General features: G+C 67.4%; 14 protein-coding genes. 2 read left to right on the top strand and 12 right to left on the bottom strand.

Going from position 1 to position 15,755, the window contains the following annotated elements; genetic code table 11:
- Position 1: 1 nt before the first annotated feature.
- The 7 genes from tauD to JMJ54_RS03520 form a co-directional block, all read right to left on the bottom strand.
- Positions 2-841 carry a taurine dioxygenase gene (gene tauD, locus JMJ54_RS03550; RefSeq protein ID WP_203536557.1) on the bottom strand — a complete coding sequence of 280 codons (840 nt, stop codon included), beginning with the start codon at positions 839-841 and terminating at the stop codon, positions 2-4.
- A 14-nt stretch (positions 842-855) separates the two neighbouring features.
- A complete protein-coding gene (tauC, locus tag JMJ54_RS03545) occupies positions 856-1,710 on the bottom strand; it encodes a taurine ABC transporter permease TauC (protein WP_203536556.1) in 855 nt (284 codons plus the stop codon).
- The gene (tauB, locus tag JMJ54_RS03540) at positions 1,707-2,501 is read right to left on the bottom strand and encodes a taurine ABC transporter ATP-binding subunit (RefSeq protein ID WP_203536555.1); all 795 of its coding nucleotides are present in this window, start codon (positions 2,499-2,501) and stop codon (positions 1,707-1,709) included. The genes tauC and tauB overlap by 4 nt, the downstream gene beginning before the upstream one ends.
- 62 nt (positions 2,502-2,563) lie before the next feature.
- Positions 2,564-3,553 (bottom strand): taurine ABC transporter substrate-binding protein, encoded by a 990-nt coding sequence (gene tauA, locus JMJ54_RS03535; protein ID WP_203536554.1) that lies wholly within the window; start codon positions 3,551-3,553, stop codon positions 2,564-2,566.
- A gap of 206 nt (positions 3,554-3,759) precedes the next feature.
- On the bottom strand, positions 3,760-4,128 hold the full coding sequence (locus tag JMJ54_RS03530; RefSeq protein WP_203536553.1) for an ArsR/SmtB family transcription factor: 369 nt from the start codon (positions 4,126-4,128) through the stop codon (positions 3,760-3,762).
- Positions 4,115-4,582, bottom strand: coding sequence for an SRPBCC family protein (locus JMJ54_RS03525; RefSeq protein WP_203536552.1), 468 nt, complete (start codon positions 4,580-4,582; stop codon positions 4,115-4,117). Before JMJ54_RS03525 ends, JMJ54_RS03530 begins: the two co-directional genes overlap by 14 nt.
- Before the next feature lie 11 nt (positions 4,583-4,593).
- Positions 4,594-5,079 carry an SRPBCC family protein gene (locus JMJ54_RS03520; RefSeq protein WP_203536551.1) on the bottom strand — a complete coding sequence of 162 codons (486 nt, stop codon included), beginning with the start codon at positions 5,077-5,079 and terminating at the stop codon, positions 4,594-4,596.
- A 264-nt stretch (positions 5,080-5,343) separates the two neighbouring features.
- On the opposite strand from JMJ54_RS03520, the gene JMJ54_RS03515 reads away from it, so the two are divergent.
- Complete coding sequence (locus tag JMJ54_RS03515; protein ID WP_189458794.1) at positions 5,344-5,688, top strand: FKBP-type peptidyl-prolyl cis-trans isomerase; 345 nt, start codon at positions 5,344-5,346, stop codon at positions 5,686-5,688.
- 208 nt (positions 5,689-5,896) lie between these two features.
- Positions 5,897-6,379, top strand: a complete 483-nt coding sequence (locus tag JMJ54_RS03510) for a DUF1579 domain-containing protein (protein WP_203536550.1) — start codon at positions 5,897-5,899, stop codon at positions 6,377-6,379.
- Between the two features lie 12 nt (positions 6,380-6,391).
- Here the strand turns inward: JMJ54_RS03510 and JMJ54_RS03505 are convergent, their stop codons facing one another.
- The 5 genes from JMJ54_RS03505 to dhbC all read right to left on the bottom strand — a co-directional run bounded on the left by JMJ54_RS03505 (position 6,392) and on the right by dhbC (position 15,537).
- Positions 6,392-7,348, bottom strand: coding sequence for a polysaccharide deacetylase family protein (locus tag JMJ54_RS03505; RefSeq protein WP_203536549.1), 957 nt, complete (start codon positions 7,346-7,348; stop codon positions 6,392-6,394).
- 111 nt (positions 7,349-7,459) lie between these two features.
- Positions 7,460-11,770: a non-ribosomal peptide synthetase gene (locus JMJ54_RS03500; RefSeq protein WP_203536548.1), complete on the bottom strand. Its 4,311-nt coding sequence runs from the start codon at positions 11,768-11,770 to the stop codon at positions 7,460-7,462.
- On the bottom strand, positions 11,763-12,635 hold the full coding sequence (locus JMJ54_RS03495; RefSeq protein WP_203536547.1) for an isochorismatase family protein: 873 nt from the start codon (positions 12,633-12,635) through the stop codon (positions 11,763-11,765). Before JMJ54_RS03495 ends, JMJ54_RS03500 begins: the two co-directional genes overlap by 8 nt.
- Positions 12,636-12,652: 17 nt before the next feature.
- Positions 12,653-14,299 (bottom strand): (2,3-dihydroxybenzoyl)adenylate synthase, encoded by a 1,647-nt coding sequence (locus JMJ54_RS03490; RefSeq protein ID WP_308437967.1) that lies wholly within the window; start codon positions 14,297-14,299, stop codon positions 12,653-12,655.
- Positions 14,296-15,537: an isochorismate synthase DhbC gene (gene dhbC, locus JMJ54_RS03485; RefSeq protein ID WP_203536546.1), complete on the bottom strand. Its 1,242-nt coding sequence runs from the start codon at positions 15,535-15,537 to the stop codon at positions 14,296-14,298. Before dhbC ends, JMJ54_RS03490 begins: the two co-directional genes overlap by 4 nt.
- Between the last annotated feature and the right edge of the window lie 218 nt (positions 15,538-15,755).

Below are 15,755 nucleotides of genomic sequence, written 5' to 3'. Positions count from 1 at the left end.
ATCAGAACGGCGCGTCGCCAAGAATGGTGGCGCGATGCATCACCCGCCGGGCCGGCAGGTAGTCGGCAATCGCGTAATGCTGGGTGGTCCGGTTGTCCCAGAACGCCACGTCGTCCACCTGCCAGCGCCAGCGCACGGTGAACTCCGGTCGGGCGATGTGGGCGTAGAGGAAGGCCAGCAGCGCGGCGCTTTCCCGTGGCGGCAGTTCGTTGATGCGCAGCGTGAAGCCTTCGTTGACGAAGATCGCCTTGCGCCCGGTGACGGGGTGGGTGCGGATCACCGGGTGGGACAGCGGCGGGTGCTTGTCCCGGGTCGCCTCCCACTGGGCCCGCCCCGCGTCGGAAACGGCATGGCGGCTGGCGGGGAAGGAGAGCGCGAAGTCGTGCGTGGCCGTCAGGCCGTCGAGCAGCGTTTTCAGCTGCGGCGACAGCGCATCGAAGGCTGCGGTGCCGCTGGCCCAGAGCGTGTCGCCCCCCGTCGGCGGCAACTGCTTGGCCGACAGCACCGCACCGAGTGGCGGAGTCGGAATGAAGGTGACGTCGGTATGCCAGTTGTCGTTGTCCGGCAGGTTGTCCGCGTGGGTATCCAGCACGAGGATCTGCGGTGTCTCCGGCACGTTCGGATAGATCGGATGGATGTGCAGGTCACCGAACTGGCGGGCGAAGTCGCGCTGTTGTACCGGTGTCAGCGGCTGATTGCGGAAGAACAGCACCTCGTGCGCAAGCAGCGCATCGTTCAGCGCTTCGCGCTGACTGTCGTTCAGCGGTCCGGCCAGCGAGACGCCGTCGACGATGGCGCCGAGCGCGGGACTGAGCGGGGTGAGGGTGATGGAATGGGGCATGGGGGACTCCGGATTCAACGGGACTGGCCTTGCCAGGGCACCAGCCGGCGCTGCAGCGCGCGCAGCCCCAGCTCGAGCGTGAAGGCGATGACGGCGATGACGATGATGCCGAGCACCACCACGTCGGTGACGAGGAACTGGGCCGCCGACTGCACCATGAAGCCCAGCCCGCGCGTGGCGGCGACCAGCTCGGCGGCGACCAGCGTGGACCAGCCGGTGCCCAGACCGATGCGCACCCCGGTCAGGATGTCCGGCAGGGCAGACGGCACGATGACGTGGCGGATCAGCTGCCAGCGGCTGGCGCCCAGCGACTGTGCGGCCCGAAGCCGGGTCGGATCGACGTTGCGCACGCCGGTGGCGGTGGCGATGGCAATCGGCGCAAAAATGGCCAGATAGATCAGCAGGACCTTGGACAGCTCGCCGATGCCGAACCAGATCACGATCAGCGGCAGATAGGCGAGCGGCGGAATGGGGCGGTAAAACTCGATCAGCGGATCGAGCACGCCGCGTGCGGTACGCGACAACCCGATGGCAATGCCGACCGGAACGGCAAACAGCACCGCTGCGATCAGCGCGGTCACGATGCGGAAGGCACTCGCGCCCAAGTGCTGCCAGAGGGTGGCATCCATGTAGCCCCGGGTTGCCGTCAGCCACAGCTTGGCCAGCACCGCTTGCGGCGAAGGCAGGAACAGCGGGGCAATCAGGCCGCTGGCGCAGACGCCCCACCACAGCAGCAATACGCCGGCCAGCGTCAGCAGGCTGATGCGCAGGGCGCTGCGCGGCCCGGCCTCGGCCTCGGGGGCCGTCGGTTGCGCGGCTTCGGCGGCAATGAAAACGTGCTCGCCCAGTGTCAGTTCGGCGCTGTTCATGCGATGGCTCCCTCGGCACGGTTCGTACGGTGGGCGAAGACCCGTGCCAGCACGTGCTCGCGCACGGCGATGAAACCGGGGTCGGCCTTGATGCTGCGTACCGGTTCGCCCGCTGCGTGGCGGCGGCCGAAGTCGAGCTGCAGGCGCTCGACGATGCGGCCGGGCCCGGGCGACATCAGCACCAGATCAGTGGCGAGGAAGACGGCCTCCTCGATGTCGTGGGTGATCAGGAAAACCCGCTTGCCGGTTTCGCGCCAGATGCGCAGCAGCAGGGCCTGCATCTGTTCGCGGATGAAGGCATCCAGCGCGCCGAACGGTTCGTCCATCAGCAGTACCTGCGGGTTGGCCGCCAGTGCCCGTGCCAGCCCGACGCGCTGGCGCATGCCGCCGGACAGCTGCCAGACCTTGTGTCCGGCATGGCCCGCCAGATCGACCAGTTGCAGGACTTCGCGGGCACGGGCTTCGCGTTCGCGCTGCGGTACGCCGCGCAGGCGCAGGCCGAAGGCGACGTTGTCGCCGACGTTCAGCCAGGGCAGCAGCGCATCGTCCTGGAACACCACGCCGCGCTCGGCGCCGGGGCCGGTCACCGGTTCGCCATCCAGCGTGATCGTCCCGCTCGTAGGCTTGATAAAGCCGGCAATCAGGTTCAGCAGCGTGGTCTTGCCGCAACCGGACGGGCCCAGCGCTACAACCAGGCTTTCCGGTGGCACGGTCAGCGACACATCCGAGAGCGCGGTGCCTTGCGCACCCGGATAGCGTACCGAAACGCGATCGACGATCAGCGAGGACATGGGGGAATTCCTGTGCAGGAGCGGGGACGACCGGGCAAGCCCGGCCGTGGTATTGCGGTGTACTACTTGCCTGCCGTCTGGACGAAGCGGCCGTTCACGTACCCGGTGTAGCTTTGCTGGACGGCGTCGACCTTGCCCTGATCCTTGAGGAAGGCCGAGGTGTCGGTCAGCGCCTTGACGGTGGGGGCCGCCAGGATTTTCGCCTGCTCGCTGGCGACCGGATAGCGGTTGCCTTCCAGCAGAGCGGCGACTTCCCCGGGCTTGGAGCCGGTGATGCGGGCGACTTTCTCGGCATTGGCCGCGTTGGTGGCGAAGGCCTTCGGATTGGCCTGATAGTCGGCGTAGGCCTTGAGGGTGACGCGGGCAAACTGTTCGACGAACTTCGGATTCTTCTCGGCAAAATCCTTGCGGACGATCCAGGCGTCGAAGGTCGGCGCGCCCCATTTGGCCACGTCGGTCGAGGTCACCAGCACCTTGCCGTTTTCCTTGGCCTTGCCCAGCGCCGGATCCCAGACATAGGCCGCGTCGATGTCACCACGCTGCCAGGCCGCGGTGATTTCGGACGGCCGCAGATTGACGATCTGGACTTTGGACGGGTCGATCTTCCAGTGCTTCAGCGCAGCCAGCAGGCTGTAGTGGGTGGTCGACACGAAGGGCACGGCGATCTTCTTGCCCGCCAGATCAGCCGGTTTGCTGATGCCGGCACCGTTGCGGACCACCAGCGCCTCGGCCGAACCGATCTGCGCTGCGATCAGGAAGGTCTGCACCGGCAGCGAGCGGCTGGCGGCGGCGGCCAGCGGGCTCGAGCCGACGTAACCGACCTGCACGTCGCCCGACGCAATGGCGGTGATGACCTCGGCGCCGCTTTCGAACTTGCGCCAGTTGATCTTGCTGCCGGTGGCTTTCTCGTAGGCGCCATCGGCCTGCGCCACCTTGGCCGGTTCGACCGTCGTCTGATAAGCGACGGTGACCTCGTCGGCCTGCGCCGTGAGCGCAACCCCGGCCAGTGCCAGCGACGGCAGCAAGTACTTGAAGCGATTCAGTGTGCTCATCGGATTTTCCTCATTCATGGGCCACAGAGGGGCGTGTCGTGACGAAGAGGCAATCTAGCAAGCAGCGATTTAAGTTAAAAAGGAATATTAAATGATTTTTAAATAACCATTTTTCGTTTTTGGTGCAAGATTTCCCAACGTTCGCCGGGTGATGCTTTGAGACGTTGGCGAGGCGGGCTCAGGCCGTCGCCCGTGTTCACGTCCGGTTACGGCGATTCGGCAAAGAGCTTGAGCTTTTGCAGCGCAATGCCCCATTCGTGGCCGATCACGTCCAGCGTCTGTCTGGCGGCTTCGATCTGTGCCGGGTCCAGTTGCCACAGCCGTTCCCGCCCCATTTTCACGTCGCGCACGACACCGGCCTCGGCCAGCACCTGCAGGTGTTTGGTCACGCCCTGTCGGCTGATGTCGGTGTTGGCGGTGAGCTGTGCGATCGAGAGCGCGCCGCCGGCGCAGAGCACGGCGACGAGCTTCAGCCGGATCGGGTCGCCCAGCGCGGCGAACACCCGCGCCAGCGTGTCGCTGGCGTGGATGACATCGCTGCGGTCGTGGGCAACGGGGGGACTAGGCGCTGGCATGACGGGCGATATTCTCCAGTTGCGCCGCCCAGCCGTTGCCGTTCATGCGGAACGCTTCGAGCCGGCGGTGCGGGGGCACGTTGTCGAAGCCGGATTCTGCCACCTTCAGCAGCGTGGTGTTGTCCGGCGCGTCGTGCAGCGTGAAGACCACGCGGGTCGGCGTTTCCAGTTCGTAGTCGATCGCCGGGTCGACCGGATAAGGGTGCCAGTGGTAGGACAGCAGCTGTTGCGGCTCGATCCGTTCGATCACCACGTCGAAGTGGATGTGCTCGAAGCCCTTGATGGTGATCGGCCCGCGCGTGCGCTGACCCGGCAAAAACGTCTGGCCCTTGAGGTCGGCACCGAACCAGGTGCCGAAGGATTCGGCGTCGGCCAGTGCGCGCCACACCCGCTCGCGTGGTGCGTTGATGACGATGCTGCGTTCGATCCGGTCGGTCTCGCTGACAGTGCTCATGGTGTGGTCCTTCAGGCTGCGATGGGTACGGCAGGGTGCGGTTCGGCCGGGCGGTACGGCGTGCCGGTGCCGGTGGCGACGTACTGCTGCAGGCTGGTGAGGAAGTGCTGCCAGCCGTTCTGGCATAAATCGTAGCACTCGAATTCCGGCACCAGCCCGAGATGGACGAAGTCCAGACGGGTCTGGCCGTCGCCGGTCGCTGCAAGACGGAACTTGATCCGCGTGCCGACCCATTCGTCCTTGCGGGTAAAGGCGTCGACGTCGGTGAATGCGGCAGTGCAGTACCAATGCACTTCGGCGGACGGCGTCAGTTGCTCGATGCGCATGTGCATGTAGTGCGAGCCGAAGCGGAAGCGCAATTCGCTGCCGACGGTGTCGGCCGGATCGGCATCGCTGTCGACCGTCCACCAGCCGCGCAGGCCGGCGGAGGTGGTGAGGGCGGCATAGACGTCGGCCGGCATGGCGGCCAGGACAAGGCTTTGGTTGTAGTCGTTCACGATGGGGCTCCTTTGGGACTTCAATAGGCAACTTAATGGTTGCTTGTTGCAGTATGCGATTCGGACCGATAAATGCAACTAAAAAGTTGCATTTTGTGTCGCGGCGCGCAGGGAGCAGGCAGGATGATCGGCGCTGGAGCCGCGCCATTGCAGGTGCTGAAACGGATGGACGGGTAGAGGCGGCGCGACGGCCGGCCGACGGGCGGCAAAGGGGGGCGGTGGTAGAATCCTCGGCTTCTTCTCTTTACCGTATCGAGCGCCACCATGAGCAATGAAGAACTCCGGATCGAAGACCTGGCCGTTGGCGAGGGCCGCGAAGCCGTCAAGGGCGCGCTGATCCGTACCCATTACACCGGCTGGCTGGAAGACGGCACGAAGTTCGACTCGTCGCACGATCGCGGCCAGCCTTTCCAGTGCGTGATCGGCACCGGCCGGGTCATCAAGGGCTGGGATCAGGGCATGATGGGGATGAAGGTGGGCGGCAAGCGCAAGCTGTTCGTACCGGCGCATCTGGCCTATGGCGAGCGCCAGATCGGGCCGCACATCAAGCCGAACTCGAACCTGATTTTCGAGGTCGAGCTGCTGGAAGTGCTGACCCGCGACGACTGAGCGCGACGAACCAAGCCCTGCTGGCTGCGTTGCGCTCGCTTGCCGTACGACTTGTACTGTCAGTGCTTCGGACCCTAAAGGGCCCCTTGCCAGCACCGCTGCACTGGATTTTGCTCGCCGCTCAAGGTGCCGCCATTCGGCAGCTTACGGCCTTGCTGCACCGCACTGCTGACTAGGCTGGCAACTTCAGAGGATGAAGGAGCCGGCCATGAAAACCGAAGTCCTGCAGCAGCACCGCTGGCTGCAACAATTGCTGGGCGACTGGACGTTCGAATGCGAGATGCAGGGGCCGCCGGACCAGACGCCGGAGAAAAGCACTGGCACCGAGTCCGTCCGCGCACTGGGCGATGTCTGGGTGATCGGAGACGGGCGAAGCACGATGCCCGACGGCGATCCCTGTACGATGCAGATCACGCTGGGTTTCAACGCCGATACGCAGCGCTTCACCGGCAGCTGGGTCGGCTCGATGATGACCCACATGTGGATCTACGACGGCGAACTCGATGTCGGCGGCCGCATCCTGACGCTGTCGTCGACCGGGCCCGACTGCATGAATCCCGGCCAGACCCGCGTGTTCCACGACGTGATCGAAATCATCGACGCCGATCACCGCGTGATGCGCTCGGAGGCGCAGGACGCCGACGGCAAGTGGGCGCCATTGATGATCGCGCGCTACACGCGCAAGCGGTGATCGCGTACCGGGTCAGCGGCTCAGGCAGGTCTTGCCGCCGGCGTTCACCTTGTCCTGCAGTGCCCGCATTGCCCGGTAGTCGGTGTACTTGAGGTCCTTGCCCAGTTGCCGGATCGTCGGGCTGCTCCAGACTTCGAAGTCCGACAGCCGCAGTACCAGATCGGCGATGCTGGTGCGCGCGGACGGGCTGTCCTCGGCCGGATGGATGGCCAGATGGTTGATGCCGGCCGGCAGCGTGCCGATCCAGCTGTCGTAGCCGGTGTAACGCTGGCCGGGTTTGCGCTGGTCCGGGTTGTAGTGCATGAAATAGGCATCGGGCGTGACGATGCCTTCGGCCTGGATTTGCCGCGTGGCTTCCAGCTGTTTGGCCGCCGGCATGAAAAAGCCCTGCATCACGATCGGGATGCTGGTCTCGCGTGGCAGCTCGGTATAGATTTTCAGCAGTGCCGGGCTGGCCGCCCAGAACACCATGTGCGCGTCGAGGTGGGTGACCGTCAGGCCGGCGGCACGCACCTTGGCGATCTGCGCCAGCAGTTCCTTCTTCACCTCGGCCGGATCGGCATGCCGGGCGACTTCCTGCGTGGTGGCCCACAAGCGCCCTTGCGGGTTGTACAGCGACGGCACGTCGGCTTTCGGCAGCACGCTGCCCCAGGACTGCTTGTCCTGCCACTCGTTGGTCAGCGTCAGATGGACGCCGACGGCCAGCTTGCGGTCACGTGCCATCTTCGCCGCGGCGGCAAAGTTCGGCGTCGGCGGCATGATCGACAGGTCCTGGATCTGCTGCTTGTCGATCAGCGCGAACGCGGCCTTGTCGAGATCCGGATGCATGCCGATATCGTCGGCGTTGACGATCAGCACCTTGTCGGTGCGGGCAAAGCCGAGGCATTCGCTCAGCGCAGTGGCCGATGCGGTCTGGGCGAAGCCGGCGGCCAGGATGGCGGCCAGCGCATGGCGCAGCGGGAAGGGCATGAAGGCGTTCCTGAATCCGGACAAGCCGTCATGATAGCAACGCGGCGATGAAAGACAGTTTGATGCAGGTGCGTGAACCAGCCGATCAGGCCGGCCCACGTCACCCGGCGTTTACGCCGGTTGCGACAGCGGCGCCGGCAGCAATCCGCTGGCGACGGCCTGACCGAAGTAGGCGAACAGCGTGCCGCGGTCGATCGGCGCAGCATCGGCATCCGGCAGCAGCGCGAGGATGCGCTCATGGCGGATCGGCCCCATGCGCAGCACGTCGTTGCCGCTGCGCGTCTCGAAGAACGACAGCGTTGCGCGGTCGTCTTCGTCGGCGTGCAGTGCAACCCGCGTCAGCCACTCGGGCATGCTGCAGCGCTCGAGCGCGTAGCCGAACACCGTCAGCGCCGCGAACACGTCGGCCAGACTGACCATGCCGTTGCACGAGAGCTGGTAGACGCCCCCCTGCTGCGCCGCACCCCTGGCTGCCAGCCGCACGACGGTGTCCGCGACGATGTCGACCGGCGTCCAGACCTCGTCGACGTCGAAGTCCGGTGCGCAACCGGCCCGGACCGATGCGCGCACGATGCGCCAGACCAGATCCTGCGGGTTGACCCACGGCCGGCCGCGCGGGCCGACGACCCGGCCGAGCCGGTACACGGCGACCGGCAGGCCGCGTGCGGCCGCGTTTTCGAGCACATGCTCGGACAGCCACTTGCTCTGCTGGTAACCGTCGGCCAGACCACGGTGTGCCGGCACGAAACGCTCGGCCGCTTCAAACGACAATGCCAGCGGCTGCGCCACCGCCAGTGTCGAGATGTAGTGCAGCGGCACGCGGCGCGGCGCGGCCAGCCGGACCAGCTCGCGCGTGGCGCCGACGTTGGCGGCGCGCAGGCTCTGGTAGTCGCGGACGACGCTGACTTGCGCGGCGTTGTGCCAGATTGCGTCGATCGAAGCGGACAGCGCGGCAAAACGGACGTCGTTCAAACCCAGCTGCGGCGCGGCCAGGTCGGCGGCGATCGCCTCGATCCGGCCGGCCGGCAGCGGCCGGGACAGGCCGTGGCGGGCCAGCGCGACATGAACGCGCTCGAGCGCTTCGCCATCGCTGCCGGCGCGGACGAGGCAGACGAGCGTGGCATTGCTTTCGCGCAGCAAGCGGTCGAGCAGGTGGGCGCCGACGAAGCCGGTGCAGCCGGTCAGCAGGATGCGGCGGGGCGGTGTCGCCACAGCCGCGTCGTTGCCGGCGGGCGCTGCTTCAAACCAGTCTTTCGGTACATCGGCGTCCGCGAGCATCACAGCGCTGATGCCGGTTTGCGCCGCGACGTCACCGGCAGCCAGCGCCTGGGCCAGACCGGCAGGCGTCGGGTGGCGGAACAGCGTGGCCACCTGCACCGGGCGCTTGAGTTCGCCACTGAGCCGGTTGGCCACCTGGATCATCTGCAGGCTCTGGCCGCCAAGGGCGAAGAAATCGGCATCGGGCGCAATCGGCGTGATGCCGAGAATTTGCGACCAGACCGCGAGCACGGTGGCGAGCAGCGGGTCGTCGACAACGGTTTCGGTGACCGTCGTCGCTGGCGCTAGCGCGGCCAGTGCCTTGCGGTCGATCTTGCCGCTGGCATTGGTCGGCAGCGATGCGGCGAAGTGGAACACCGTCGGAATCATCGCCGCCGGCAGAGTTTCGGCAAGGAACGCACGCAGGCTGGCGGTATCGAGTTCGCCTTCGGCGACGAGGTGGGCAACCAGCTGCTTGTTGCCGTCGGCGCGCGTCTGGCCAAGCACGGCCGCCGATTTCAGCTGCGGGTGGCGCAGCAGCGCGGTTTCGACCTCGAGCGGCGAAACGCGGTAGCCGCTGATCTTGAACTCGTCGTCGACGCGACCGGCGAAGTAGAGCACGCCGTTCAGGCTGCGGACACGATCGCCGGTGCGATAGGCGCGTGGCGCGCCGGGCAGGGTGTCCAGCGTGACGAAGCGTTCGTCGCTGAGATCGGCGCGGCCGTAATAACCGGCGGCGAGGGTCGGGCCGATCAGGTAGAGCTCGCCTTCGACATCAAAGCCCTGCAGCGGCAGGCCCGCGTCGTCGAGCAGTACTGCGGCAAGACCCGGCAACGGCGTGCCGATCGGCATCGCCGTGTCGCTGCGGCCGTCGGCGGCACGCCAGCCCGAGACATCGGCGCTGGTCGCGACCACGGTCGATTCGCTCGGGCCGTAGGTATTGAACAGCCGGACGTGCTCACCGGCTACGGCCTGCCATTGCGCCAGCCGCTCGGCTTGCGCGGCTTCACCGCCGATGATCACCGTGCGCAGACTGGCCGGCAGGCTCAGCGACTGCGAGGCCAGGCTGTAGGCCAGTTCGTGCCAGAACGCCGTCGGCAGGTCGAGCAGCGTGATGTGCTCGCGCTCGCACGCGGCGAGGAAATCGCCCATCGATTCGAGCATGGCGTCGTCGCGGATCACCAGCGTGGCGCCAACCGACAGCGTGACGAAGATTTCCTCGACGCTGGCGTCGAAGGTCAGCGGTGCAAACTGCAGCACGCGGTCGTCGCCGGTGATGCCATAGCGTTGTGCGGCGGCGGAGACGAAATGTGCCAGCGCACCATGTCGGATTTCGACGCCCTTGGGCACGCCGGTCGATCCGGACGTGAAGACCAGATAGGCCGGGTCGTTGTCGCTGGTGGCGACCGGCTCGGCCAGCTCGGTGTGTTCGCTACCGTCGGCGTGGACCAGCGCCAGCAACCGGGTGCCGGCGGGCAGGACAAGATCGGTCGCGTTGTCGACGACCAGCACGCGTGCGCCGGCCTGATCAAGCACGGCCTGATGCCGCGCGGCCGGGTGGCTCGGGTCGAGCGCGACATAACCGGCTCCGGCGTAATGGATGGCCAGCAGCGTGATCACGGCCTGGCTGCCGCGCGGCAGCAGGGTGGCGACCAGATCACCGCGCACGACGCCGGCTTCGGCCAGCCGGCCGGCCAGCCGCAGTGCGGCCAGATGCAGCGCGGCGTAGCTGTAGGTCAGCGGGCCGTCAATCAGCGCGATCGCGCCGGGTTGCGCGCTGGCTTGCCGGGCAATCCGCGCGGGCACGTTGCTGGCCGTTTCCGCCAGCGGATCGCCGTGCAGCACGCGCGGCACGTCGGGCCAGTCGGCGAGCGCGGCTTGCGGCAGCGCCAGCCAGTTCTCCAGCAGCGACAGCAAGGTGCCGCGATGGTGGACGAGGGTGGCCTGATCGTAACGTTCGGGGTGACCGTCGAGGTCCAGATGCAGCGCGTCGCCACGGACATAGACGGCGAGCGACAGGTCGTCGACCGGGCCGGCCGACACATTGCACACGCTGGCGCGGCAGTCGCCGAAGGCCAGTGGATAGTCGAACGGCATGATGTTGACGACGGTGCCGAACGGCCTGGCCGGATGATCCGGCGCGGCGGCGAGGTCGTGGCGTAGCCGCTCGTAGCGGTAGCGCTGGTGGCGACGTGCACCGACCATGGCGGCGCGGGTCGTTTGCGCCCGCGTGCGCAGGTCGGCCGTTTCGGGCGTGGCGGTGCGCAGCGGGATGATGTTCATTGCCATGCACGGCACGCGCAGCGTCGCGCTGCCGAGGCGCAGCATCATCGGCAGGCCGAGGGTGACCTCGACACCGCCGCGTTCGCGCTGCAGCCAGCCGGCGACGACGGCGAGCAGCAGCTCCGGCCAGTCGACGGCGAATTCGCGGGCGCGCTGTTTCAGGCTGGCGGCGAGTGCATCGGGCAAGCGGCCGCCGGCACGCAGGCCGCGGGCGAGCGCATTCGGCGTACGGCTCGACAGCGAGGCTGGCTCGGCCGCACCGGCGAGCGCGCCCAGCCAGTAGTCGCGGTCGGTGGCGAGGGCGCCGCCCTGGTAGGCGGTTTCTTCGGCGAGCACCGGTGCCATGGCCGCAAAGCCGTTGGCCGACAGCGGCTGGCCGCTGCTCAGTGCGCGGTAATGTTCGGTGACGCGACGCGCGATCAGGTTGAAGCCGAAACCGTCGAGCGCGATATGGTGCGCGCGCTGCAGCCAAGCGTGCCGTTGCGGACCAAGCCTGAACAGCACGTGGTCGTAGAGGTGGCCATCCGCGAGCGAAAACGGTTTGACGAGCTCGGCATCGAACACGGCGGCCAGTGCGCCATCTTCGGCACTGGCGTCGCCGTCGAAGTCACGGATCTGCAGCGCACGCGGTGCCACACCGCCTTGCTGCACCGGCTGGCCGTCGATCTCGACGAAGCGCACGTGCAGGGCCTCGGCCTCAGCCAGCGTCGTCGCCAGCGCCTGCGTGAAGGCGGCGACGTCGAGCGGGCCGTCGATGATCAGTGCTTCGGCGGCGTGGTAAACGGTGCTGTCGAAGCCGGCGCGCTGCTGCCCGAGCCAGATGCCGAGCTGCGCCTCGCTGAGCGGCAGGGCCGCGGGTGAAATCACTTCATATTCAGGCATGGGCGACCTCGCCGCACAGCCGGGCGGTCCACGCGGCCAGCGTCGGCGTTTCGGCCAGATCAACGAAGCCGACGTCGGCGCCGAGCGCGCGCCAGCGTTCCACCAGTGTCATCAAGCGGATCGAATCGAGGCCGAGCAGCAGCAGGTTGTCATCGTCGAGCAGGTCGGCGGTGGTCAGGCCCATCTGTGCGGCGACATCGCTGCGGACCAGATCGGCGCTCAGGGTCGGCAGCGGCAGCGCGGCCAGCGTGTCGGCCAGCGTGGTGACGCTGGCGCAGCGGCCGGCGGCGTAGTTCAGCGCCATCAGGTGTTCGTCGCGCGAGAAGTCGGCAACGGCATCGGCGACGAGGAAGGGCTGGATGTCGAGCATGAAGGCTTCGAGCGCGGTCGACAGGCAGCCGATGTGGGCGTAGACGCCGCAAATGATCAGCTGGTCGCGGCCGGCGTCCTTGATCCAGCGCTCGAAGTTGCTGCGCTTGAATGCGCTGTAGCGCCACTTGGTGAACACCGTGTCGACCGGCGTCGGTGCCAGATCGGCAATGATGTCGGTCAGCCTGGGATCGGCGGCGAGGCCGGTGCCCCAGAAGTCGGTCAGCAGGGCACGGTCTTCGAGCGTCTGGTTGCCCGGCTGCGCGGTGTAGGCCACCGGAATGCCCAGGGCACGGCAGCGGGTGATCAGTGCGCGGATGCGGCTGACCAGCTCGGGCACCGGCGCCTGGCTCTGGTCGTAGAAATCGACGAAGTAGCGCTGCATGTCGTGGACCAGCAGCACGGCGCGCCCGGCGTCGGGCGTCCAGTTCACCTTGTTGGTCGGCAGGTCGGCGGCGGTCGGCAGCGGGTACGAAGCAATACGGGGAATGGCCATGACGGTCTCTGGTGTTTTTATACGGAATGGGCGGGTTGAGCGAGCTGGCGGCGCAGCGTTTCCTTGCTGACCTTGCCCAGCGCGGTCAGCGGCAGGGCGTCGACGAACTCGATGCGATCGGGAATCTTGTAGGCGGCAAGGCCACGGCCCTGCAAATGGGTTTTCAGCTGCAGCGCGAGCCGTAGTGCCGGCGTTTCGCTGGGCGCGGCCAGCTCGATGAAGGCGCAGCTTTTCTCGCCGAGCCAGTCGTCCGGCATCGCCACCAGCGCGGCGTTGCGGACTTGCGGGTGCGCCAGCAGGTGGTTCTCGACTTCCTCGGCGGCGATCTTTTCGCCACCCCGGTTGATCTGGTCCTTGCTGCGGCCCTCGACGACGATGTAGCCCTCGGGCGTCAGGCGGACGCGGTCACCAGTGCGGTAGAAACCGTCGGCGGTGAAGGCGCGGGCATTGTGTTCGGCCGCCTTGTAGTAGCCACGGATGGTGTACGGGCCGCGTGTCAGCAGGTGGCCGGTTTCGCCAGCGGGTACGTCGGCATCGTTGTCGTCGACCACGCGGACTTCGTCATCTGGCGAGATCGGGCAGCCCTGGGTCTGGATGACCAGATCGTCCGGATCACCGTTGCGGGTGTAGTTGACGAGGCCTTCGGCCATGCCGAACACCTGTTGCAGCTGGCAACCGAGCAGCGGTTTGACCTTGCGGGCCGCCTCGGCCGATAGCCGCGCGCCGCCGACCTGCAGCATCCGCAAGGAGGCGAGCGGTGCGTGCTGCGGTGCAGCCTGCAACCACAGTAGCGCCAGCGCCGGCACCAGCGCGGTGACGGTGACTTGGTGGGTGGTGATCAGCGGAAAGGCGGTTTCCGGCGCCGGGTCGCGCGCCAGGACGATGGTGCCGCCAACGCACAGCGTGCCGAGCGTACCCGGTGACGACAGCGGGAAATTGTGCGACACCGGCAGGGCGGCGAGGTAGACGGTTTCGGCATCGAAACCGCAGATCCGTGCGCTTTCGATCACGCTGTAGAGGTAATCGTCGTGCGTGCGGGGGATCAGCTTCGGCGTACCGGTGCTGCCGCCCGACAGCTGCATCAGCGCGACCTGCGACGCATCGACGTTTGCCAGCGTCGCCGGCTCGACGTACAGGGTGTCGAGGCCGGTGAATTCGGCGGCGTCGCCGACGACGATCACATGCTGCAGCGACGGGCTGCGTGCCTGTACGTCGCGGGCCAGCGTCCGGTAGTCGAAACCGCCGTGGCGGTCGGCGATCACATAGGCGGTTGCGCCGGTCGTTTCGGCGAAGAAGCCGATCTCGGCGCTGCGGTGCGCCGGCAGCGCCATGACCGGAATCGCACCGAGGCGGAACAGCGCGAAGCAGGCAATGAAGTATTCGGCGATGTTCGGCAACTGCACGATCACGCGATCCTGCGGCGCGATGCCGAGCCGGGCGAAGCCGGCAGCCAGCCGGTCGGCACGCTCGTCCAGATAGTGGTACGACAGATGGCGCTTGCCGCAGATCAGTGCGGTGCGGCCGGGGAACTGCCGGGCAACGCGGGCGAGCATGGCGCCGAGCGTTTCGCCGCGCCAGTAGCCGAGTTCGCGGTAGCGGGCTGCGGCCTCGGCCGGCCACGGGGTGAAGCCTTCGATGTGGGCGAGGGTCGGGGTGCTGCTCACAGCAGGTCCTCCAGCTGCGCTTCCAGCCCCATGGCGTTGAGCATGGTGCGGAACTTGGCGGCGGTTTCGATCAGTTCGCTTTCCGGGGTCGATGCCGGCACGATGCCGGCGCCGGCAAACAGGCGGACCTTGTCCGAGTCGACCTCGGCGCAGCGGATCGTCACCGCCCACTCGCCGTCGCCGGTTTCGTCGATCCAGCCGACCATGCCGGTGAACAGGCCGCGCTCGAACGGCTCGAGCTCGCGGATCGCCGCGTGGGCCAGATCGCGCGGATGGCCGCAGACGGCCGGTGTCGGATGCAGCGCCTGCGCCAGATCGAGCGCGCTGGTCGACGGATCGGCGACTTCGCCGTGGACCATGGTCGACAGGTGCCACAGCGTCGCGGTTTTGATCAGCGATGGCTTCGGCGGCACGATCAGCGTGCTGCACAGCGGCGCCAGCGATTTGGCCACGGCATCGACGACCAGCGCGTGCTCGTGCAGGTCCTTGACCGAGGCGAGCAGCGACTGGCCGCGTGCCTCGTCTTCGACCGGATCCTTGCTGCGCGGCAGCGTGCCGGCGATCGGATTCGCGGTCAGCGTGCGGCCGTGGCGCGAGACCAGCAGCTCCGGGCTGGCGCCCATCAGCCGCAGCGGCCGGTGAATGCTGTGGCCGCCACGTTCGAACAGATCGAGCGCGAAGGTGAAGCCGTTCGGGTTGTGGGCGGCGAGCTGGGTCAGCAGTGCGCGTGCGTCGATGCCGCCCGGGGCATGGACTTCGAGTGCGCGCGACAGCACGACTTTTTCCAGCGGGGTCGTCGCAAAACGATGCAGCGCTTCTTCGACCGCGTGGTGGTAGACCGCCGCTTCGGGCACTTGGCGGATCTCGCCCCGCAGCGGCTGCGGCGCAGCGGCGCGAATCTGGCCGTGCGCCAGCCGGCCGGCGCGGATGATCTGTTCTGGCACGAACAGCACGGCGGCATCGTCGGCGTCGAAGGGCAGGGCGCCGGCGACGATCGGCGCGGCGATACCCGCCTGGCGGGCACCGGCGAGCAGTTCACCGACCTGATGGGCCAGCAAGGCCTCGCGGCCCGGCTCGCGCAGCCGGGCATGCAGGCCCTTGCCCAGGAAGGTGAGCCGTGGCGAGGCGTAAAAGAAGGTGGCGTCGTCGCCGTAGTCGTCCAGCAGGGTGTTGGCGGCAACCGGGGTTTCAATCGGGGTGGCGGCGAGCGGATTGGCGTCGAGCAGCTTGGAATTCATGGCGTCCTCGCAAGGCTTCGGGGTGGCCGGGCACGGGCGTGCGGCGCGGCCTGGATCGCTTGGATCCGGGGGTTGGGCAGCGGTCTGTGCTTCGCTGCGCTGGGTAAAAGCGGTTCGCAAAACCCGGTTGCATCGGTGCGTCTTGCCGGGGCCGTTGTGCAGGTTTCAGTGATTGCACACCGGTCCGGACGCCCGCTGGCTGGGCCGGACCGACCCTC

Source organism: Jeongeupia naejangsanensis (genome assembly GCF_016865585.1).
GTDB classification, from domain to species: Bacteria; Pseudomonadota; Gammaproteobacteria; order Burkholderiales; family Chitinibacteraceae; genus Jeongeupia; species Jeongeupia naejangsanensis.
The sequence above is the reverse complement of the archived record's forward strand: the minus strand, read 5'-3'. Positions and strand labels throughout refer to the sequence as shown.